The sequence below is a fragment of the Paenibacillus sp. CMM36 genome (assembly GCF_053570945.1).
Genome location: NZ_JBSEDY010000002.1, coordinates 668877 through 690406 on the forward strand (window position 1 = coordinate 668877; position 21530 = coordinate 690406).

General features: G+C 46.6%; 21 protein-coding genes. All 21 read right to left on the reverse strand.

Annotation, left to right across the window (positions count from 1 at the left end):
* Positions 1-10 precede the first annotated feature (10 nt).
* The 21 genes from ACWA2B_RS07120 to rpsF all read right to left on the reverse strand — a co-directional run bounded on the left by ACWA2B_RS07120 (position 11) and on the right by rpsF (position 21218).
* Positions 11-853, reverse strand: a complete 843-nt coding sequence (locus ACWA2B_RS07120) for an ABC transporter permease (RefSeq protein WP_029518942.1) — start codon at positions 851-853, stop codon at positions 11-13.
* Positions 854-855: 2 nt separating this feature from the next.
* Positions 856-2025: an extracellular solute-binding protein gene (locus ACWA2B_RS07125; RefSeq protein ID WP_025723151.1), complete on the reverse strand. Its 1170-nt coding sequence runs from the start codon at positions 2023-2025 to the stop codon at positions 856-858.
* Between the two features lie 98 nt (positions 2026-2123).
* Entirely contained in the window at positions 2124-3155 is a 1032-nt protein-coding gene (locus ACWA2B_RS07130; RefSeq protein WP_449291850.1) for an ABC transporter ATP-binding protein, read from the reverse strand.
* Between the two features lie 53 nt (positions 3156-3208).
* Positions 3209-4033: an ABC transporter permease gene (locus ACWA2B_RS07135; RefSeq protein WP_449291851.1), complete on the reverse strand. Its 825-nt coding sequence runs from the start codon at positions 4031-4033 to the stop codon at positions 3209-3211.
* A 203-nt stretch (positions 4034-4236) separates the two neighbouring features.
* On the reverse strand, positions 4237-5523 hold the full coding sequence (locus tag ACWA2B_RS07140) for an adenylosuccinate synthase (protein ID WP_029518946.1): 1287 nt from the start codon (positions 5521-5523) through the stop codon (positions 4237-4239).
* Positions 5524-5900: 377 nt separating this feature from the next.
* Complete coding sequence (gene dnaB, locus ACWA2B_RS07145) at positions 5901-7259, reverse strand: replicative DNA helicase (RefSeq protein WP_013373892.1); 1359 nt, start codon at positions 7257-7259, stop codon at positions 5901-5903.
* 2 nt (positions 7260-7261) lie between these two features.
* On the reverse strand, positions 7262-7705 hold the full coding sequence (gene rplI, locus ACWA2B_RS07150; RefSeq protein ID WP_013312788.1) for a 50S ribosomal protein L9: 444 nt from the start codon (positions 7703-7705) through the stop codon (positions 7262-7264).
* Positions 7702-9690 carry a DHH family phosphoesterase gene (locus ACWA2B_RS07155; protein ID WP_029518947.1) on the reverse strand — a complete coding sequence of 663 codons (1989 nt, stop codon included), beginning with the start codon at positions 9688-9690 and terminating at the stop codon, positions 7702-7704. Before ACWA2B_RS07155 ends, rplI begins: the two co-directional genes overlap by 4 nt.
* Before the next feature lie 11 nt (positions 9691-9701).
* Positions 9702-10619, reverse strand: coding sequence for a DUF2232 domain-containing protein (locus ACWA2B_RS07160; protein ID WP_029518948.1), 918 nt, complete (start codon positions 10617-10619; stop codon positions 9702-9704).
* A 5-nt stretch (positions 10620-10624) separates the two neighbouring features.
* The gene (locus ACWA2B_RS07165) at positions 10625-10927 is read right to left on the reverse strand and encodes a MazG-like family protein (protein ID WP_013312791.1); all 303 of its coding nucleotides are present in this window, start codon (positions 10925-10927) and stop codon (positions 10625-10627) included.
* A gap of 121 nt (positions 10928-11048) precedes the next feature.
* Entirely contained in the window at positions 11049-11477 is a 429-nt protein-coding gene (locus ACWA2B_RS07170; protein WP_013312792.1) for a CBS domain-containing protein, read from the reverse strand.
* A gap of 45 nt (positions 11478-11522) precedes the next feature.
* Positions 11523-12581, reverse strand: coding sequence for an LCP family protein (locus ACWA2B_RS07175; RefSeq protein ID WP_029518949.1), 1059 nt, complete (start codon positions 12579-12581; stop codon positions 11523-11525).
* Positions 12582-12817: 236 nt separating this feature from the next.
* Positions 12818-13759: a D-alanyl-D-alanine carboxypeptidase family protein gene (locus ACWA2B_RS07180; protein ID WP_029518951.1), complete on the reverse strand. Its 942-nt coding sequence runs from the start codon at positions 13757-13759 to the stop codon at positions 12818-12820.
* 158 nt (positions 13760-13917) lie between these two features.
* Entirely contained in the window at positions 13918-14883 is a 966-nt protein-coding gene (locus ACWA2B_RS07185; RefSeq protein WP_029518952.1) for an ABC transporter ATP-binding protein, read from the reverse strand.
* Positions 14880-15863 (reverse strand): ABC transporter ATP-binding protein, encoded by a 984-nt coding sequence (locus ACWA2B_RS07190; RefSeq protein ID WP_029518953.1) that lies wholly within the window; start codon positions 15861-15863, stop codon positions 14880-14882. Before ACWA2B_RS07190 ends, ACWA2B_RS07185 begins: the two co-directional genes overlap by 4 nt.
* A gap of 13 nt (positions 15864-15876) precedes the next feature.
* Positions 15877-16800: an oligopeptide ABC transporter permease gene (gene opp4C, locus ACWA2B_RS07195; protein ID WP_029518954.1), complete on the reverse strand. Its 924-nt coding sequence runs from the start codon at positions 16798-16800 to the stop codon at positions 15877-15879.
* Positions 16801-16811: 11 nt separating this feature from the next.
* On the reverse strand, positions 16812-17774 hold the full coding sequence (locus ACWA2B_RS07200; RefSeq protein WP_023991143.1) for an ABC transporter permease: 963 nt from the start codon (positions 17772-17774) through the stop codon (positions 16812-16814).
* A gap of 68 nt (positions 17775-17842) precedes the next feature.
* Positions 17843-19582: an ABC transporter substrate-binding protein gene (locus ACWA2B_RS07205; RefSeq protein ID WP_029518956.1), complete on the reverse strand. Its 1740-nt coding sequence runs from the start codon at positions 19580-19582 to the stop codon at positions 17843-17845.
* A 522-nt stretch (positions 19583-20104) separates the two neighbouring features.
* Positions 20105-20377, reverse strand: a complete 273-nt coding sequence (gene rpsR / locus ACWA2B_RS07210) for a 30S ribosomal protein S18 (RefSeq protein WP_013312800.1) — start codon at positions 20375-20377, stop codon at positions 20105-20107.
* A gap of 21 nt (positions 20378-20398) precedes the next feature.
* Positions 20399-20884: a single-stranded DNA-binding protein gene (ssb, locus tag ACWA2B_RS07215; protein WP_029518957.1), complete on the reverse strand. Its 486-nt coding sequence runs from the start codon at positions 20882-20884 to the stop codon at positions 20399-20401.
* A 49-nt stretch (positions 20885-20933) separates the two neighbouring features.
* Complete coding sequence (gene rpsF, locus ACWA2B_RS07220) at positions 20934-21218, reverse strand: 30S ribosomal protein S6 (protein ID WP_013312802.1); 285 nt, start codon at positions 21216-21218, stop codon at positions 20934-20936.
* Between the last annotated feature and the right edge of the window lie 312 nt (positions 21219-21530).

The following is a 21530-nucleotide window of genomic DNA, read 5'->3' on the forward strand; positions in this document are numbered from 1 at the left end:
TAACGACGGTCTAGCTGGCATCCGCATCCTTCACCATTGTTCGAATATAAAAGTAGCCCATAAAGGAACACAGTAAAAACATAAACACTGCCATTGCGCTGGCCGTATGCGTCTCCTGATAGCTGGAAAACACCTGCTGCATCGCAACACCCAACACTTGTGGTGAGTTGGCACCGATCAGGAAGGGAGCCGTAAAGCTGCCCATGATTCCCATGAAAATGAAGGTCACCGCAACCCACATCGTTTTATAGGAAAGGGGTAAAATAAAGCGACCAAACAGCTGCATCGTGCTGGCTCCAGCATCTCTGGCACTTTCGACGACAGCGTTTGGAATGCTGGCAAGTGCCGAGCTGAGCAGCATGGTTGCGAACGGAATGTTGAACCACAAATTAGCCAGCACCAGACCCTTGTAGTCATAAATAATCCTCGGGATCGTTTCAATTCCAAGCGGCAGCAAAAGACGTGCAGCCCAACCGTGATTGCCATACATGGTAATGATCGCATACGTTGCAATTACACCGGGAACAAACATCGGAATAAAATACAACCGGCCTATCCACTTCACGACAACCCCTTTGCCGAATCTCAGATAAATCGCCAAAGCATAGCTGATGACCAGAGTAAGGGCCGTCGAGACTAGCGTGACACTAATGGTATACATGATATTTCTACGCATGGCAGGTTCCGTGAACAGCCGAATATAGTTGGCCAGCCCGTAGCCCGTTCCATATTGATCAATCAAGCTTTCCTTCACGGCATAAAGAATCGGAATAATAACGACGACCAGCAAAATGAGAAAAGACGGGATGACCAGGGCAAGCCCCAGCATCCCCCTTTTGGACAATGAACTCATGATCAACCGCCCGCTACTTCACTTTGCCAGCGTTTGTAAATTTCCTGCTGAAGCTCTCCGCTGTTAAAGCTGCGGTATCCAGAAGATACACTGTTGAATTTCTCCTGCAGCTCCGTTGGCATCAGATTCCACTTAATCCCCGGGTAGCCGTACATTTTATTAATAACCACCGTTTGCGCTTCAGGCGTCAGTATATAATTCAAGAATTCCTGAGTGGCTTCTTTTTTGGAGGAGAGCGAAGGAACCATCAGATAAGAGGGTCCCCCTGTAAAAGCAGGATCGATCTGTGTCAGCTTCACCGTGTCCGGAAGCAGCCCTTTAGCCAGCTGCTCGAGTGCCATATCAGACCAGGCTGGAACCATATCAACCTCTCCACTCGCCAAAATATCAAGCGTGCCTTGGTTCTTCTTAGGATAGACTCCTTTTTGGTACATTGAAGGGCCCAGCTCCTTAAGCAGTGAGAAGCCTTGATCCCATTTCTTCATATTTGCCGGATCATCACTGTTCATCGCCTCTGGCGGAAGGAAATTATAGATCACCGTGTTCACAAACGAGCTGCCTGACCCACCCGTAGACGGATCGTTATAAGCAAACTTGCCTGGATGCTGGCGAATCCACGTGTACAGCTCGTCGGCTGTTTTCGGAGGCGTCGCTACTTTTGCACTGTTATAGGCAAGGACAACCGAAGAGGCACGATATGGAATGGCCTGATTGTTGACTTGCTTGAGATATGTTTCATCCACATTCTTCAAATTTGGAACCTTGGCAGCGTCAACCGTTTCCCACAGTTTCTCGCCTACCCCCTTGGTGATGTCATCCAGACTGCCTTCGTACAGGTCGATATCTGTATCGGTTTGCCCGCTTTTCTTGGCTGCAATCAGGCGATCCAGTGTAGATGCGCCTCCGGTCCCTGCTGGCAAATACACCAGTTTGACCTTAACGTGATCATTTTTAGCTTCAAAGTCCTTGATTAACGTTTCCCACAGCTCTTTGACGTTCAGAGACCCTCCAGTGTACAAGGAAATTTCCGTCGTTCCCGTAGCGGCCCCCGCTTTTGTAGACTTGGCTTCCCCTGTAGCCGTGGCGGCATTACCGCCGTTACCACAACCAGCCAACAACGATAAACTAAGTACCCCTGCCAAAACCAGACCCATATTCTTTTTCCCAAACACGTTGTTGCCTCCTTTAGATAGTTGCACAAGTTCGCAGCATCATCAGATGATGCGTTCGTGACGGACATTGATGCGATATAGAGGTTGATCGTGAATCTTCACTGTGCTGCTGGAAAAGTAACTATTTTACTGAAGCTGAATCTGATGTGCTCTCCACTGCGCAGCTCGGCCGCTCGTTCACGCGGCACAAACATTTTCAGATGATGGGTACCGCTATCCAGCGAAACTTCCGCATAATGCCCTAGAATCATCACTTGTCTGATTGTTCCGGCTAGAGAACCATTTTCTTCCGTCGTCAGAACAATATCCTCTGGTCTTACACCAACCATGGATTCACCTGTGTATTCATGCTCTTGTACAAACGGTATTCCGCTCACAGAGACACTGCGACCTGTGCTCACCCCCTTTAATAAATTGATACGGCCAATAAAACCCGCTACAAAAAGGGACTGTGGCTTGTCATAAATCTCCTGCGGCGAAGAAAGTTGCTCAATCCGGCCCGCATTCATAACGACGATTCGGTCGGAAATGGACAGCGCCTCCTCCTGATCATGGGTGACGAACACCATCGTCATTCCTGTCTGGGTCTGAATATCACGCAGCTCCTCTCTCATCTCCATGCGCAATTTGGCATCAAGCGCGGAAAAAGGCTCGTCCAGCAGCAATACATCAGGCTTTAGCAGCAAAGCCCGAGCGAGTGCTACCCGCTGCTGCTGACCTCCCGAGAGCTGTCCCGGCGTTTTACGCTCTGCGCTCTCTAGCCGAACCAGCGCTAGCGCTTCCTTCACCTGACGGTCAATTTCTGTCTTCTTCACCTTTCGAATCTTCAACCCGAAAGCCAGGTTGTCATACACGGTCATATGCGGCCACAAATTATAGCTTTGGAATACCATAGCCGTCGGACGTTTTTCGGGCGGCAGCTTGAGTACGCTTTTACCCTGAATCTGAATGTCGCCACTGTCCGGGTCCAAAAAACCGCCAATGGAGCGAAGCACGGTTGTTTTACCACAGCCGGAAGGTCCCAGCAGTGTCACCAGCTCTCCCTTCATCACGTCAAGTGAAATGCCTTTGACTCCGTCTCCTGTCTTGAAGCGCTTGGTTAACTCTTGAATGGATAATTGAATGGGCATTAGCTTAGGCTCCTTTTTCAGGATTTTGCAAACTCCTCTTTTGACCAATTACGTTATTTCACCTGAAATCCGCCTGCCAGTACATCGGCACTTACAAAACGCTTGGCTGCCAAAAGCAGAATGATCGTTGGCAGGGTTAGAATGACTGAGAAAACAGCACCTGTTGTGCTCGGATAATCAGCAATGATGGAATACATGATGACTGGCATTGTTTTATAGTCCGGCGTTCCGACAAGGAGTGTCCCTTGTGCTTCATCCAGTGAAGCAAGAAAAGTAAAGATGGAGGCGACCACAATGCCGGGCAGCGCCATAGGAAAGGTGATTTTCCAAAACACCCGAAAGGGTCCGGCTCCAGCATCCCGCGCCGACTCCTCCTGTGCGCGATGTACGCTGCGGAAGGCAGAGGATGGAATCCAGGTCATATACATGAGTGTGTTTACCATATGGATGAGCACAATGCCTGCAAAAGTGTTCATCAAACCGAATTGGTAGAATAGCACGGCAATGGACACATACAAACCCATTTTCGGAAAAGCATGCGTAAGCAGGAATGAGAAAAGGAACCACTTACTGAGCGGGAAAGAAATTCGTGCAAAGGCATAAGCAGCAGGAATACATACGATAATGGAGCAGACCGTAACGGTAATCGCAATCAGGAAGGATAGGGAAATCGAGCTGACTACATCATCCTGGGTAAGTACAAACTTCCACCATTCCAGTGACAAGCTCTGCGGGAGCGGTGCAGGATACTGCCATTTTCCTGAAACCGCCAAGAGGAGGAGATTGGTCAGAGGCCCCAGGAAAAAGATGACGAAAATGATAAGCACGAAAAATTCAACAATTTTGCGTGTGCCGAGTGAGCGAAGATACCAGTTCATAATTCATCCCTCTCAAGACGTCTAGACGTCCAAATCTCTTTTCTATTTGGATTATAGAGAGGGTTTGTTATCACAAATCGACAAGGAAGATAAGATTATGTAAAGGGAAAGATACCATTTAACACTTCACAGAATAAAAAAAGAGAGAGGCTGCTAACAGCCTCTCTCTTTGAACATGTATTAATAGCTATATCATTCTTGTCCTACAAATAAATCGGAAGCACCTGATTCGTTTGATCACGATTACGCCCAACCGAGAAAATAGCAATTGGGATACCTGTCAGATCAGACACGCGTTGTACGTAATTGCGTGTAGTCTCAGGCAGTTCCTCCAGCGTTTTCACGCCAGTGATGTCTTCGCTCCAACCTGGCATTTCTTCATATACCGCTTCGCACTCCGCCAGCATTTTCAGGCTAGCCGGATAATGCGTAATCACCTCACCGCGGTACTTGTAACCTGTGCAAATTTTCACCGTTTTCAGGCCAGTCAATACGTCCAGCGAGTTCAGGGAAAGACCCGTTAATCCACTGACACGACGGGCATGGCGCACAACGACGCTGTCAAACCAGCCTACACGACGAGCACGACCTGTAACCGTACCGTACTCATGACCTGTTTCACGAATGTAATCGCCGACTTCATCGTTCAGCTCAGTTGGGAAGGGTCCATCGCCAACACGAGTTGTATACGATTTAGCTACACCGATGACTTGTTGAATCTTGGATGGACCCACACCGGAACCAATACATACGCCGCCAGCCGACGGGTTGGAGGACGTAACGTAAGGATACGTACCTTGGTCGATATCAAGCATAACGCCTTGCGCACCTTCAAACAGTACCTTTTGATTTGCGTCAATTGCATCATTCAACACGACAGATGTATCTCCTACATAAGGACGGATAAATTCAGCATATTCCAGATACTGTTTTAGTATTGCTTCTACATCCAATGGCTCGCCGCCATATACTTGCTCAATCACTTGATTTTTTTCTTTCGTTTGATGGCGCAGCTTCTTTTCGAATTCCTCTGCATCCAGCAAATCAGCAATACGAATACCGTTACGTGCAGCTTTATCCATATAAGCAGGGCCGATCCCTTTACGGGTAGTACCAATTTTGTTAGGACCCTTGCGGTCTTCTTCCAGCACATCCAGCGTCATATGGTACGGCATAATCACATGTGCACGGTCGCTAATAACCAGATTTTTTGTGGAAAAACCATTATCATGAATGTAAGTAATTTCTTCAATAAGAGCGGCTGGATTTACGACCATGCCGTTGCCAATAACACACTTTTTATCTTCATAAAAAACGCCGGATGGAATCAGGCTCAGCTTGTACTTTTTACCGTCAATGAGAATCGTATGACCAGCATTGTTTCCGCCTTGGTAACGGGCCACTACTTCAGCGCTTTCCGCCAGATAGTCCGTGATTTTACCTTTGCCTTCGTCTCCCCATTGTGTTCCCACAACGACTACAGTTGACATGTTTCATTCCTCCGTGGAGTGCCCACAGACACTCTGATTTTGAGCTGACACACTACGCATATCCGACTTCAACCGCCTGAGCGAGCAGATATGGAGCGCTCTCGGACAGCAGGAAAAAACGTCCGTCGCAGACATTCCGTAGGTTCGGAAAGCCCCGGGCGTAATGTTCTCCCCACTGCGTTGAAGCAGCACTATAAGTGTAACAGCACCATTTTTTAAAGTCAAATAAAAAGCGAACATTATATTACATGAAAATAGTATTGTTCGTAATTGAGAGTTTCATTCCTTATATGAAAATATGTGAATTCTATAAAAAAGGACCCCTTCGAGATCGCGAAATCCGCGTCGAAAGAGCCTTTTTTAATGATACTAATATGTTATCCGGCGAACGCATCCGAATGGGCACGCTCGTAATTAGCGAATTTATTATAATTTTTGAGAAAGACCAACTCTACCGTACCGACCGGGCCGTTACGCTGCTTGGCAATGATAATCTCAATAATATTCTTCTTTTCTGTTTCCTGATTATAGTAATCATCCCGGTACAGAAACGCCACGATATCAGCATCCTGCTCGATAGAACCCGATTCCCGCAAGTCACTCATCATCGGCCGCTTGTCTTGACGCTGCTCCACACCCCGGCTCAGCTGGGAGAGGGCAATTACAGGCACTTCAAGTTCACGAGCGATTTGCTTCAATGTCCGTGAGATTTCAGATACCTCCTGCTGCCGGTTCTCGCCTGCTTTGCCTCGTCCGTGAATAAGCTGCAAGTAGTCGATTACGATCATACCCAGTCCCTTTTCCGCCTTGAGACGGCGGCATTTGGCACGGATATCCGCCACAGTGATGCCGGGTGTATCATCGATATAGATTTCCGCCTCTGACAAGGCTGCAATGCCCATCGTCAGCTTCGCCCAATCGTCGTCGCCTTTAAACTCACCTGTCCGCATGACGTTCGCGTCCAGATTGGCCTCGGCACAAATCATCCGCTGCACGAGCTGAGCGGCCGACATCTCCAGACTGAAGATGGCTACTGTCTCCTTTGCCCGAACCGCAACGTTTTGCGCAATATTCAGAGCAAACGCTGTTTTACCTACGGATGGACGGGCGGCCACAATGATCAAGTCATTGCGCTGGAACCCCGCCGTCATCTTGTCCAAATCAACAAACCCGGACGGAATCCCAGTCGTATTGCCCTTGTTCTGATGCAGCAATTCAACGCGGTCAAACACTTCCATCACGACATCGCGGATGGCAATAAAACCACTACCTGAGCGCCCGTTGGATATCTCCATAATCTTGCGCTCAGCATCGCTCAGCATACCAGCGACATCCTCGCCACTGCTATAGCCTTCGCTCACAATCTGCGTAGCTGCACGAATCAAGCGACGAAGCATCGCTTTTTCTTCAATGATCTGGGCATAGTAATCTACGTTAGCCGCTGTTGGCACCCCGTGAGCCAGCTTCGCCAGATAACTGACACCACCGATATCCTCTAGCTGTCCCTTGTCCTGAATTTTCGAGGTCAGCGTAACCAAGTCAATCGGCTGTCCGGATTCACCCAGCTCAATCATTGCTTCGTAAATCATCTGATGAGCCTTATCATAAAAGTCCTCGGTCTGCACCCGCTCCATTGCGGTAATCAGTGCTTCAGACTGGAGCAAAATAGACCCGATAACCGCCTGTTCAGCCTCCAGATTTTGCGGAGGAATCCGATCAAAAAATTCGCCGCCCATAATTATTCTTCAGTCACCTGTACTTTCAGCGTAGCTTTGACCTCAGGATGAAGCTTAACGGTCATTTGAGTCACGCCCAACGTACGAATCGGTTCTTCCAGCTCAATTTTGCGTTTGTCCAGCTTGATACCAGTTTTAGCTACTGCCTCCGCGATTTGCTTGCTTGTAATCGCGCCGAACAGTCGTCCACCTTCACCAGCCTTCGCCTTGAGCTGAACCGTTGTCTCTTCCAGCTTTTTGCCGAGCGCTTGCGCCTCTTCCTTTTCCTCTTGCTTGCGCTTTTCCTCAGCAGCATTCTGGTTTTCCAGCGTCTTCATATTTCCTTCTGTCGCTGGACGGGCAACACCACGCGGCAACAGGAAATTCGCTGCATAACCGTCCGACACTTCCTTAATTTGCCCCTTCTTGCCTTGGCCCTTCATATCTTTAATGAATATCACTTTCATTCAAATAACCCCTCTTCCCCATCAATTTCGGCCAGCACGTCGACCACTCTGCGCTTAGCTTCCTCCAGCGGGCAATCCAGCTGAACCGCCGCATTCGTCAGATGTCCTCCGCCGCCTAGCCGTTCCATGACGACCTGTACGTTCATGCGTCCGAGTGAACGGGCGCTGATCCCCACCAGGCCGTCAGGACGTTCACTGACCACAAAGGAGGCCAGTACATCCGTCATATTGAGTAATGAATCCGCCACCTGAGCAATCAGGAGCTGCGGTATTTTCTGTCCGGGCTCAGTTACCGCAATTGCGATATGCCCATATATCATTTTAGCATGCTTAATAATTTCCGCCTTAGCAATATATTCATCCAGGTCCTCTTTTAACATGCGCTGGATCATAACAGTATCTGCTCCGCTACGGCGTAAAAAGCCGGCTGCCTCGAATGTACGCGAGCCTGTATGCAGGGAAAAATGCTTGGTATCCACCGTAATCCCTGCCAGCAGTGATGTTGCCTCCAGCGGTGTCAGTTGGACCTTCTCATGAATATATTGCAGCAGCTCGGTCACCAGCTCACAGGCCGATGACGCATAGGGCTCCAAGTAGATCAGAACCGAATCATTAATAAATTCCTCGCCCCGACGATGATGGTCGACAACCACCACCCGACTGGCCGTTTGCACCAGACGCGGCTCAATCGTCATGGAGGCCTTGTGCGTGTCCACCACGACCAGCAGACTGTGCTCAGTCATCAGCTGGAGCGACTGCTCTGGCGTCAAGAGCGCTTGCGATAGATTCTCATCCTTGTTTACCTGCTCCATCATTCGGTCGATAGACGGATTGGATTTATCGAGTACGATATGTGCCTCTACATTGTAAAGTGCCGCAGCCTTCCACACACCGATGGCGGCTCCCACCGCATCCATGTCCGGTATTTTGTGTCCCATGATCAGGACGCGGTCACTCTCCTGCATCAGATCACGCAACGCATGTGCAATCACTCGGGCACGCACTCTGGTACGCTTCTCGACAGCATTGGACTTGCCTCCGTAGAAGGACAGGCGTTGTCCCGCCTTCACTGCTGCCTGATCGCCCCCACGTCCAAGCGCCATATCCAGACTGGATTGGGCCAGCTCGCCTAGCTCCTTGATGCTCTCTGCACCGAAGGACAAGCCAATACTCAGTGTCATCGGTACTTTCAAATCCGCCGTCATTTCCCTTACGGTATCCAGAATGACGAATCGACTTTGCTCCAGCTCCTGGAGCGCTTTATGATTCAGCATAATGAGATAACGCTCAGAAGATAATCGGCGCAAATAAATATTGTACTGATTAGCCCAAGATGTAATCTCGCTTGACACCTTCGCAATAAGCGCGGTGCGTTGCTGATCGTCCATCCCCTGAGCAGCCTCGTCCATATTATCGAGCATGACGATACCGAGCGCCAATCGCTCGTTTTCATACTGCTTGCGTAGCACCGCCAAATCCGTTACTTCATACAAATATATCAGACGCTCATCGGGCACGATCAGAAACTGATAATGACGCTCATCATGCTGTAGCTCCACCTTCAGCTCACGAGCAGGCTCCTTTGTTTCCTTTTTGGTGCTTAGGGCACCTGCGAGTTGAGGAAACAAATCATGAAGAGACTCACCAATCAGCGATTGCTCCTCAAACATCTCCCCGGCAAACCGATTGTGCCATTCTACCGTTCGATTTTCACTGTATAAAATGATGCCGAACGGCAATGTGCTAATCGCTTCCCCTTCCACCCGCTTGATCCGGAAGGAAAGACCGCTGATATATTGATTCAGTTCCCGACGAAAATCCAATTCCGTCTTCAGCATCAGCCCGCCGAGCAAGAATGACAGCAACAGTCCTATCACACCCAGTTCCCAGTTGTACATGGAAATACATATGACAAGGACCAGCAGCAGCAAAAACGCCCAGACCGTCTGATAGCCGTGCCAGCGTTTTTGTAGAAATTTAGGCATGACTGTTCACCCTATTTCTTTGATCTTGTAATAGCTTCACGCAGCGGAAAGGCCAAATCAATAATACCTATAATGCGGAGCGGCTGGAACACCAGAACGACGAGCGACAGCAGCAACGCAATCACCGGGCTCATTTTACGGCTATGCGTCCAGAAGTATACAAAACCAATTGTCTGGATAATAAAACATGCATGAATCAGCGGCAGCATACTAATGGAGACCATTTGAATCCAGCCGCTATCGGAAGACCCTGCTATCCATTCAATTACAATTGCCAGCAGATAATACCAGATCAGCGCGCGCGGTAGCCTCCACTCGCGGGCAGGCTTCATTTTGCGTACTGGTACATCGAGACTGCTCAATGCCGGACGTGCCAAAGCGTGCGTAATCACTGCCAATATGAACGAGGTCACGATCAGCACATACGGAATTTTTCCAATCAGCATTGTGCCGAGTTTCTGCGTATCCTCTGCCGTCCAATTCATGTTTGAAAACATCGGATTAGCACTCAAAACCTGCTGTACAATACTTGCCGATATCGCAGCCTGATCACGAAGATACTGTGCAAGATCAAACCCAAAGGAATACGTGGCGATAAACAGAACAACCAACAACTCGGCTAAAATAATGCCCATTCCGGTCATTAACACCTGAAAAGCAGGTCCTCCCTTTTTATATATCCGTCCCATCATGATTGAAGGAATCAGAAAATAAATCGCAGGGAGCAGCGAATACACATCGAGTAGCGCTATAATGAGCAGCACCGGTATGACGTGGACCAGAAATCCTTTGAAAGGCAGCGATGAAAACAATACAGCGCCAGGCACAATCAGTAAAAATACGGTAATGATTCTTAATGGTGTCAATAGAGTCAGCAGCAGAAGCAAATAAATGACGCTCCATGCTACAGTTGCCAAGCGGAATTTCAACGTTTTCACCTCTTACGCATATGTTCTTCCAGTGCGGAAATGTCCTGATACCAATCCTCCAGCTGGTGTCCTTCTTTTCTGTGCTTTCTTAGCTTGTCGATGAGTAGATCATCCAATTCACGGTAAGACACTCCAAGGCGCCTCCCCAAAATATAACTGCTCATCACTAAGCTCGCCAAGCAATCACCAATGCGGGCTGTACTGCCTTCCCACATTGCCTTAAACAAACGGGAGACTTGGTCCAGCACCTCTGTTTTAAGCCATTCAATAACCTTGGCTCGTTTAACTACATCCATTTCTTTAGGCATATGATGAAGAGTCACACCCCTCTGAAAAAGCTTTATTCTCCATTATAGCATATCCTATTCTGAAAATAACTGTTACCCCATAGGGTAAATTGTTATTTTCGGAGCAGCTTTGTTGCTTATTTTAGCTTGAAGTATTAAGCGATTCTCTGGATACAAATTTTTCACAATACTCAATAATCTGGCTCCGACGTACAATGCCAATAAACCGTTCCATATCATCTACAACGGGCACAAAGTTCTGTACCTTAGCCAAATTGATTAAATCCTCCATGTTAGCATCAATGGACACGGGCTTCATCGTAACCCGCAACGGAACGTCCTTAAGCATAAACTTAGAAGCGTTTTCAAAGGTGATTTTCCCCTCGGACTCTTTCATATGCCACAACAGATCACCTTCTGTAACCGTACCTGTATATCTACCTTCCTTATCTAAAATAGGAACCGCTGTAAAACGGTGATATTCCATCCGTTCCAACGTTTGCCGTAAAGTAGCATCCGCCGTTACACAAGCAACTTCCTGTTTGGGAAGCAAGAAAAAAGCGATATTCATGAGAAACGAATCCCCCTCAAAATCAAATATAAATCAATTGATTATTCACTGAATGTCCTGCTTGTCGGGAAGCCTCAGCGTCTGCGGGGTTGTATCGGAATCTAGCCAGTTGGCAATTATGAGTCTGGCATATTCAAGTTCCTGTTCATTAGCCCGGTCATAATACAGGCCCTTCTTCTTGAACCCTTCCCCCGTAATCGTAAAACTTGAAATTTGCGGATTCCCCTGTGAAATAGCCTGCTTGCCAAGCCCAGTAATAAAAGTAGGTTCCATGTCGGTTTTGAAATTGGCTCCCATAATATCGAGCAACTCTGGAATCTTGGTAATTCCGTTGATATTCAGCAGCTTATCCGCCATAGCGTTCAGGAAAATTTGCTGCCGTTTGGTACGATTGAAGTCGCTATCTTCCCGATATCTAACATAATACATGGCTTCCTCACCATTATAAAGCGGCTTGCCCGCCTCAATACGGAACTTGATATGCAGCGGATTCTTATTCTCAATGGGCTTGTCGATTGGAAGCACAACTCCACCCACTGCATTCACCGCATCCTGAATACCCTGGAAATTAATCGTAGCATAATAATCGGCCTTATGCTCCATCAACTTCTCTACTGTAGCCATGGACATATCTTCGCCTCCGAACGCATAAGCATGCCCCAACTTATCAAAATCATCCTCGCCATCGCGATTCGAATCATGTCCGGCAATCTGTACGTACGTATCCCTTGGAATGGAAACCAAAAGCACACGCGATTCCGCGGGCCGTACTACCGCATACATAACCGTATCCGAGCGACCACGCGCCTTTTCATTGGGCCTTTGATCCGTACCCAATAACAGCACCGAAAAAGGTTCCTTACGGTAAGCTACTGTCTCTTGCTGCTGCTGTTCCCCGGATTGTCGGGGCTGATAGGATTTCTCCAGCTTGCTTTCCAACGTCGGTGATACAAACCAGTCAAAAGCCACCAGTGTCAGCTGTTTGCGGAACAGGTAGCCTCCCAATGCAATCAAAAGTAAAACAATACATGAAATATATAGAGCGGTAAACCTCTTTTTCTTTTTGGTCTTTCCACGGGTCCTTCTCCTATGTCTTCTCTCCATAACCGGTACCTTCCTTCTTTCCGTCACAAATCCCATCTCTTCATTAAACCAAATTGGTCCCACATGAAGCTGAAACTTCCCCTCAAAGCATAAAAGGTCTACTACCTTGTTGTCAAAAGTGTCATGGCGTGGTCAGCTCCTCGAATTCATACCAAAAAAGGCTTCGACCTCACGGTCAAAGCCCCAATTCATGTTTATATCCGTATCCTATGTAGCTTTCAAAGTCATTTTTTGCCTTAATGTGGAGCCAGTTTCACTAAATTTTGCAGTCTCACCGGGAAAGAAGTCGACAGGGAAAAACCATAATCGAACAACTTCCGTGTCTGCTCAAAACGCTCTTCCTTGCTCGGTGCACCCAGCACCACAGCAACTAGCCGTCTTCCATGCTGCTCAGCGGTACCCGTGAAGCAGTATCCAGCATCGCTTGTGTACCCTGCTTTCAGTCCGTCTGTTCCTGCGTAAGAGTACGGTCCAGCCAAGGAAGGCAGCATCCAGTTCGTATTACTAATGTAGATGCCTTTATCCTTCAACTCCATCTGCGTACGGCTGGACGTTCTCAAAATCTCCGGGTGTGACGTAATTAAATAGGAGGCCAACTTCGCCGTGTCGCTTGCTGTCATTTTCGTTTCGCCCCGAATATCCTCAGGGTGATTGGGCCCCAATTCACTCTGACCTGCCCCCGAGGCATTGCTGAAGCGACTATCGGATGACAACCCTATTTGGGCAGCTTTTCCATTCATACGCTTCACAAAAGCTGATTCATTCCCTGCTGAACGCTCGGCTAACGCGACAGCGGCATCATTCGCTGAATACACAACCATACTCTGGAACAACTCGGATACGGTCATCCTTTCACCATACCGAAGAGATAGATTTACACCACCCACCGTACTCGCGTAACGGCTAATTCGCACTTCATCATTCCAACCTAACCGTCCGGCCCGAATATCCTCCAGCACCAATAGCTCGGTCATGAGCTTGGACATATTTGCGGAAGGCATAGGTGTATCACCGTTCACATCCATCAGCAATTCCCCAGTATGCATGTCCATCAGCACCGCTGCCTCTGCATCCACATTCGGCTTTCCGATCAACAGGCGGGGTCCAAGTGTAATAAAAATCAATATAATAAGTAACGGGACGACAATAGCCCAACGTATCCAGTGTTTTTTCATCATCGTAATAACCTCCATACTCTATTAGACGATGAAAAATCCATTTTGTCTGCAATTTTTCGAAAAAAAGATACAATTTTTTTACCTTTTTTATTCCACGCCAAAATATCCGTCAATCCTGCTTTCAGGATGACGGATATTTTGCTTCCTAATTATATGTTTTAGGCAAAGTGACAGGCTACGAAATGGTGATCGCCCGCATCTCGATATACTGGAGTCTCTGTTTTACAACGCGCTTCTGCCATAGGACAACGTGTATGAAACTTGCATCCTGAAGGCGGATTGGCCGGAGATGGGATGTCTCCTTTCAACACAATCCGTTGTCTCTTGATCGTGGGATCGGGAATCGGTACTGCCGATAGCAGCGCCTTCGTGTACGGATGAAGTGGATTACTGAACAGTTCCTCCTTGGAGGAAAGCTCTACCATTGAACCCAGATACATCACACCAATCCGGCTACAAAGATGCTCGACTACACTTAGATCATGCGAGATGAACAGATAGGTCAATTGGCGTTCCTGCTGCAAATCACTTAACAAATTAATGATCTGGGCCTGAATAGACACATCCAGAGCAGATACCGGCTCGTCAGCCACAATAAAATCAGGATTCAAAATCAAAGCCCGTGCAATCCCGATCCGCTGACGCTGACCGCCAGAGAACTCATGCGGATACCGATCATAGTGATACGAGGACAGCCCGCAAATGTTCAGCGTTTCATTGACCTTCTTCCGCAGCTCTCTACGATCAATCAACCCGTGGTCCAGCAACGCCTCTCCAATGGCTTCACCGACCTTAATTCTCGGATTCAGTGAGCTAAAAGGGTCCTGAAAGACGATTTGCAACTTCGGACGAAGCGCACGAATCTGCTCTTTGTTTAACGCATGCAAGTCTTCACCTTTATATCGTACCGATCCCTCTGTCTTATCCATCAATCTGAGAATTGTTCGTCCAATCGTACTTTTGCCGCAACCCGATTCTCCTACCAGACCGAAGGATTCACCCTTATGAATGTTAAAGGATACATCATCGACTGCTTTCACATGTCCGACAGTACGCTGAAAAATCCCGCCTGTGATCGGGAAATACTTTTTCAGCCCTTCCACTTGAATCAAAGGCTCGCTCATATCCGTTGCCCTCCTTCTTTCTCATATAGCCAGCAGGCAACCTTATGACCATTCTCCTTTTCATTCAAGGGAGGAGCCTGATCCTTGCAAATTTGCATACAATGGGAGCACCGATCATGAAAATGACAATTTTCTCCCAGCTCAATCGGGTTTGGAACCTGTCCTGGAATGGAATACAGTCGATCCATTTTCTGATTAATGACGGGCTTCGCTTTTAATAAGCCTTGAGTATATGGATGTTGTGGATTTTTAAATAGCTCAATAACAGGAGCCTCTTCAATAACGTTTCCAGCATACATAACAACCACATAATCAGCCATTTCTGCCACGACGCCCAAGTCGTGCGTGATGAGCATAATGGACGTTTTAAGCTTATCCTTCAAATCCCGCATTAAATCCAGAATCTGAGCCTGAATCGTAACATCCAGTGCCGTTGTCGGTTCATCGGCAATCAATAGCTTCGGATTACAGCTTAATGCGATGGCAATCATGATCCGCTGGCGCATACCGCCACTCAATTCATGAGGATAGGAATGAAATATTTCTTCCGATCGTGAAATCCCCACCAGGTTAATCAGCTCAATTGCCCGAGCATGTGCTTCTTTTTTACTCATTAATGTATGCATCAGCAATGGCTCCGTGATCTGTTCCCCAATCGTAAGCACGGGATTCAGAGAAGACATGGGCTCCTGAAAAATAATCGAAATGTCATTGCCGCGAATCTGCTGCATTTGACCTTTATTAAGCGTTAAGAGGTTTTTGCCCTCAAACCAGATTTCACCGTCTGAGGTGTGGGGAGAATCAATCAGCCGCATCATCGTCATCGCTGTTACACTCTTACCGCAGCCAGATTCCCCTACCACACAGAGCGTTTCACCCTCACGAATTTTAAAACTGACGTCATTGACCGCTTTGACAGTTCCGCTAGAGGTATGAAAGTGGGTTTTCAGGTTACGAAATTCAATCAAAGCATTTTTCATAAACGTTCGTCTCCTACTTCTTCATTTTAGGGTCTAGTGCGTCACGCAAACCGTCGCCAATCAGGTTAATCGCTACAACTGTAATGAGAATACACATTCCCGGTGGAACCCATATCCAAGGCCGTTTGCGGAAGTCAATTAGGTTATTCGCAGCCGATATCATATTCCCCCACGAAGGTGTGGGCGGCACAACACCGATTCCCAAGTAGCTGAGCGCAGATTCTGTAATAATCGCACCCGCTACTCCAAGCGTAGCCGTAACAATAATGGTAGGAATCGTGTTCGGCAGCAAATGCCGGAATATTTTGCGACGGTCTCTCAAGCCTAGCGCTTCCGTCGCCTGCATGAACTCCTGTTCACGCAGCGTAAGAATCTGCCCTCTGACCAGACGGGACAAGCTAGTCCAGCTCAGGACCCCGATAATGAGCATCAGAAAATAAATGCGATTCGACGGATCGACCTTCAAATCCGACAGAACAGCACCTAAAATAATAAGCAGCGGTAATGTAGGGAGTGCCATGAAAATATCGGCAATCCGCATAATAACCGTATCCACGCCTTTACGATAAAACCCTGCCAGCGCACCCAGCGTTGCGCCGATCATGACCGAAATAAACGTGGCGACCAGCCCTACCGTCAAGGAAATACGGCCAGCCAGCATTGTTCGCAGCAAAATATCTCTACCAAACTTATCCGTACCGAGCCAGTACTTAGCATTAGGCGATAAATTTTTGTCAGCTAGCCTGTAATCATCTAAATGATAAGGTGAAATCATCGGTCCAAAACTACAAATGACAACCATCAGAATTAATATAACGAGACCAGCCAAAGCCAGACGGTTTTGGTTAAAACGGCGAACGGCGATTCTCCATGGAGACGCTTCAGGACGGATCGCCGCCTTTTGATTCGTTTCAATCGTGACTGTTTCTGCGGACAATAGTATCCCTCCTACTTCAAGCGAATTCTTGGATCTGCCATGCCATACAATACATCAGAGAGCAAATTACCGATAAGCGTAAGTAACGCTAAGAAAATCGTGAAGCCCAACATAAACGGATAATCCCGCATACTAATCGACTCCAGATAAACCTGACCCACACCTGGCCACACAAATACCTTCTCCAGAATCATCGCTCCACCAAATAAGGCCGGAAGCTCGAAGCCGAGTAGTGTGATGGCTGGAATCAGTGCATTGCGCAGTGCGTGCTTGAAAATAACTGTCCGTTCCTTCAAGCCTTTGGCGCGTGCGGTACGAATATAATCCTGACGAATGACCTCCAACATGCCTGTACGGAAATACCGGGTCAGGCTTCCTGTGCTCAGCATCGTAAGTACGAGTGTCGGCAGGAACATATGCTTGAGAACATCCACCATATAAGCCCATGAGCCTGGCTCCATCCCTGCTGTGGTCATGCCCCCAACCGGGAGAATTCCCCACTCCAGGGCAAATATTTTGATGACCAATAGACCAATAAAAAATGAAGGCAGCGACATACATAAGAAAATAAATAATGTGACAAACTTATCGAATAACGAATATTGGAACTTGGCTGAAAATACCCCTGCAATAACCGCAATCAACCAGCTGAAAATAAGACTAAAAAAAGCGATAATAAATGAGTTCCATACATAATTGCCAATGACCTTCGTTACCGGCTGCTTATGCTGTAATGAATCCCCCATATTCCCCTTTAACATATTACCGGCCCATATAAAATAGCGTTGGTATTCCGGTTTATCCAGCCCGTAGATATGTCGTAGCTGCTGCGCCTTTTCGGCCGTCATATTCGGGTTCTGCTTGGCTGTAATATAATCACCCGGCACCATGGCTGAAATCGCAAACACGATAATGGATATGCCAATAAGTGTGGGGATGAGTTGCAGCAGTCTTCGAATAATGTACTGCTTCATATTCATTCCTCCAGACGAATAAAGTGATATGCCCAGCTCGTGAGAGCTGAGCATACGATTGGCAACCCTTATTGAGCGATCTGAGCGTTATGCAGAGTGAATTCAAAATCTTTGTATGGCGTAATTTCTAAGCCGGTTACACGTCCATTAACTGGCCACATATCTCTGCGTTGATACATAAAAATAGTTGGCAGATCCTTGTTCAACTCTTGATAGAGCTGTTTGTAAATCTGTTTCCGTTTCTCTTGATCCATCTCATGCTTACCAGCAAGCGTTAGTTCATCGACTTTCTTATTGGAATAGCCGATATCATTTTGTGCACCATTCGTAATAAAAGTCGTTGTATCCGGGTCTGGAGTTAAGCCCCAAGCCGCAAAGAACATATCGAACTTGCCCGTATCCTTCTTATCCATAATGGCATTAAAATCTAGAGTTTCGGACGTCAACTTAATGCCCAGTTCCTTGTAGTTATTGGACATGATCGGCAGCAAGGCCTCTACTACTGGATTATCAGCAGTTGCAGAGAAGTTAATGGTCAGCTTTTCGCCGTCCTTTTCACGGATTCCGTCAGCACCAACCTTCCAGCCTGCTTCATCCAGCAAAGCCTTCGCCTTAGCTGTATCAAATTCATATTTGTTGATACCTTCATCCGTATAAGACCAAGATTCTGTAGATTGTGGAATGTTAATAACATTCGCATATGGACCATATACACCCTGCACAATCTCCTTGCGGTTTAACCCAATAGTTAAAGCCTGACGTACTTTAGGGTCCTGAAATTTCTTTTCCTTGTGATTAAACGCAATATATCCATAGCCGTTCGTTGGCATAATATTCACGTCCAAGAAGCCCAACGCCTTTAATTCCTCTACATTGTCTTCCGTAACTGTGATGTTATCCATGTCCGTTTCACCTGTTTGCAGCATAGACAGGTTCGTTTCTTCTGTTGTTGTTTTAAAAATAACTGATTTCACCTTTGGTGCGCCCTTGAAGTAGTTTGGATTCGCTTCAAGAACGACTTGCTGACCCGGAGAGAAGCTTTTCAGCACATACTGCCCGGAACCGATTGGTTTATTATTAAGCGCCTTGATGCTGTCCAGGTTACCCTTTTTGAATCCTTTTCCATAATAAGCTTCTGGCATAAAGTATTGCTCACCCAGAAAATCCTTTGTATACGCTGTTGCTTCTGTAACCGTTACCTCTACCGTGTTATCATCAATGACCTTGATACCCGAGATATCATTCGCCTTGCCATCGTGATATTCTTTACCGCCTTTAATCTTAAAAGATAAAACATCCGTTTCTCCATCATAATTCGGATCATGCAGTACCTTGAGGACAAAAGCATAATCCTTCACGGTTACTGGCGTGCCATCACTATACTTCACACCTGGTTTCAGATGGAATGTATATTTTAGACCATCCGGCGATACATCAACCTTGTCAGCCAAACTATTTTCATATGTACCATCTGCCTTCACCTGTAAGAAGGAATCAAATACTGTTCTGACCACATATAAATCATAAGTTGTTTGCCAGAATAGCGGGTTGAATACCCCTTTAGGTGATGTCATACCTACTACAATGTTATCTTTCCGATTCGTCGCTCCCGGAGGATTTTGCGACAGATCAGTTGCTTTAATAACGCCCTCTGTAACAGGTGCACTTGCTTCATTTCCCTCTGTTTTATTGCCCGCATTGCCTTCCTGTGGCTGTGCCTCATTGGCACCTCCGCTACATCCTGCAAACAGAACACCAACGATCGTAAGCATCATAAGCAAAGAAACCCATTTCTTCGTCTGCATCATCCTGTTAATCCCCCTTAGTCGGTTCTTTATTTAACAGCCTGTCTCATTCCTGCGGTGATTCGTTAAAGCTTGAGGTTTGAAAATGAAGTTGCACATCCTCCTTACTGTCCTAATAACGTAAACGCGTGTTTTAGACCTCTGGTCAATTTTGTGTACTAACAACCATTACATTTTTATTAAGGTTTATCTTAAGTGTAAAATAATATCACGTCAATATCTTTTTTTATGTAATATACAAATGCAAAACATCTATTTATGTAAAGTTTATGAATTTTACTTGTGGAAAATGACAAAAAACAGGACTCTATGTAATATAAAATAACATTTCAGAATGCCGAAATATTTACTCTGGCGAGTTGGGGAGCTTGCAATTTCACAAGCCATTAAAAGGTATACTATCGTTTATGGGTAAACATGGATTGTATTATTAGTAAGTTACAATAGATGGGACTTGTTGTCAATATAAAAAATCACGAAAAAAGACGCTCCCGGGATCGGGAACGTCTTTTTTTCCACCCACTACTATTCAGTAGTGTAAGGAAGCAATGCGATTTGACGGGAACGTTTAACAGCGATTGTCAACATACGTTGATATTTCGCACTTGTTCCAGTCACACGACGAGGAAGAATTTTTCCACGTTCGCTGATGAATTTTTTAAGCAGGTCTGTATCTTTATAGTCAATGTGAGTAATTTTGTTCACAGTGAAGAAACATACTTTACGACGTTTGTTGCGACCACCACGACGAGCTGGTCTTTTGTTATCGTCTCCGCCTTCTCTTTGTCTGAAGCCCATTCTTTGTCAGTCCTTTCCCAATTAAAATGGTAAATCATCATCCGAAATATCGATCGGTTTTCCGTCATCGGAAAAAGGATCCTGATTGTTTCGCGAGTTATTATTCCCGCGTCCACTATTGCTGTTACCGCCTCCGAAAGGAGACTCCTCACGCGCAGCTCCACCGCTATTGCCGCCACCGCCATCGCGGTTAGATTCCAAGAAACGCACATTATCAGCTACAATTTCAGTCACGTATACACGTTTTCCTTCATTGTTCTCATAATTACGCACCTGAACACGGCCTTCAACAGCCGTTAAACGACCTTTGCGAAGATAGTTAGCGCATGTTTCAGCAAGCTGACGCCAGGTTACGATCGGCAAGAAATCCGCTTCCCGTTCGCCGCCTTGACTCGTAAACGGACGGTCTACAGCCAGGGTGAACTGGGTTACTGCTACACCAGACGGTGTATAGCGCAGCTCTGGATCTTTGGTCAAACGACCGATCAGAATGACACGGTTCAACAATCCAATCCCCTCCTTTGAGCGTTGTTCATTACATAATCACGTACAATAATTAAGCTACGTCGTTCGTAATGAGATAACGAATTACTTCGTCAGAAATTTTCATGATACGCTCAAGCTCAGTAACAACAGCAGGTTCTGCTGTGAAGTTTACCAGAACGAAAGAACCATCACGGAATTTCTTGATCTCATACGCAAGACGGCGTTTAGTTACATCGTGACTCGTAATTTCGCCACCGCCGTTAGAGATGATACCTTGGAATTTATCGACTGTCGCTTGAACAGCTTCTTGTTCAATGTCAGGACGAATAATATACATCGCTTCATATTTGCGCATTCTTTACACCTCCTTATGGACATAAGGCCCTCAATCTCAGTTGAGAGCAAGGAACGAGCCTAAACTCGCACTAAAACAGTTTACCAAATCCAACAACTGAATGCAACCTACAAATTCGAAACATAAGCCTAAAACAGCTAAATATACTGCATATCATTAGCTTTATACAATTTTATATAACATCAAAAATTTCGCATATATAAAGGAAATCATTTGATTCACTCACTATCTGTATACCCGGTTTCGCATGTTTCTGTTCAAGACAGCGCACAATAACCGTTGCAGTCCAAATTCATTTATCTAAGGAGGTGC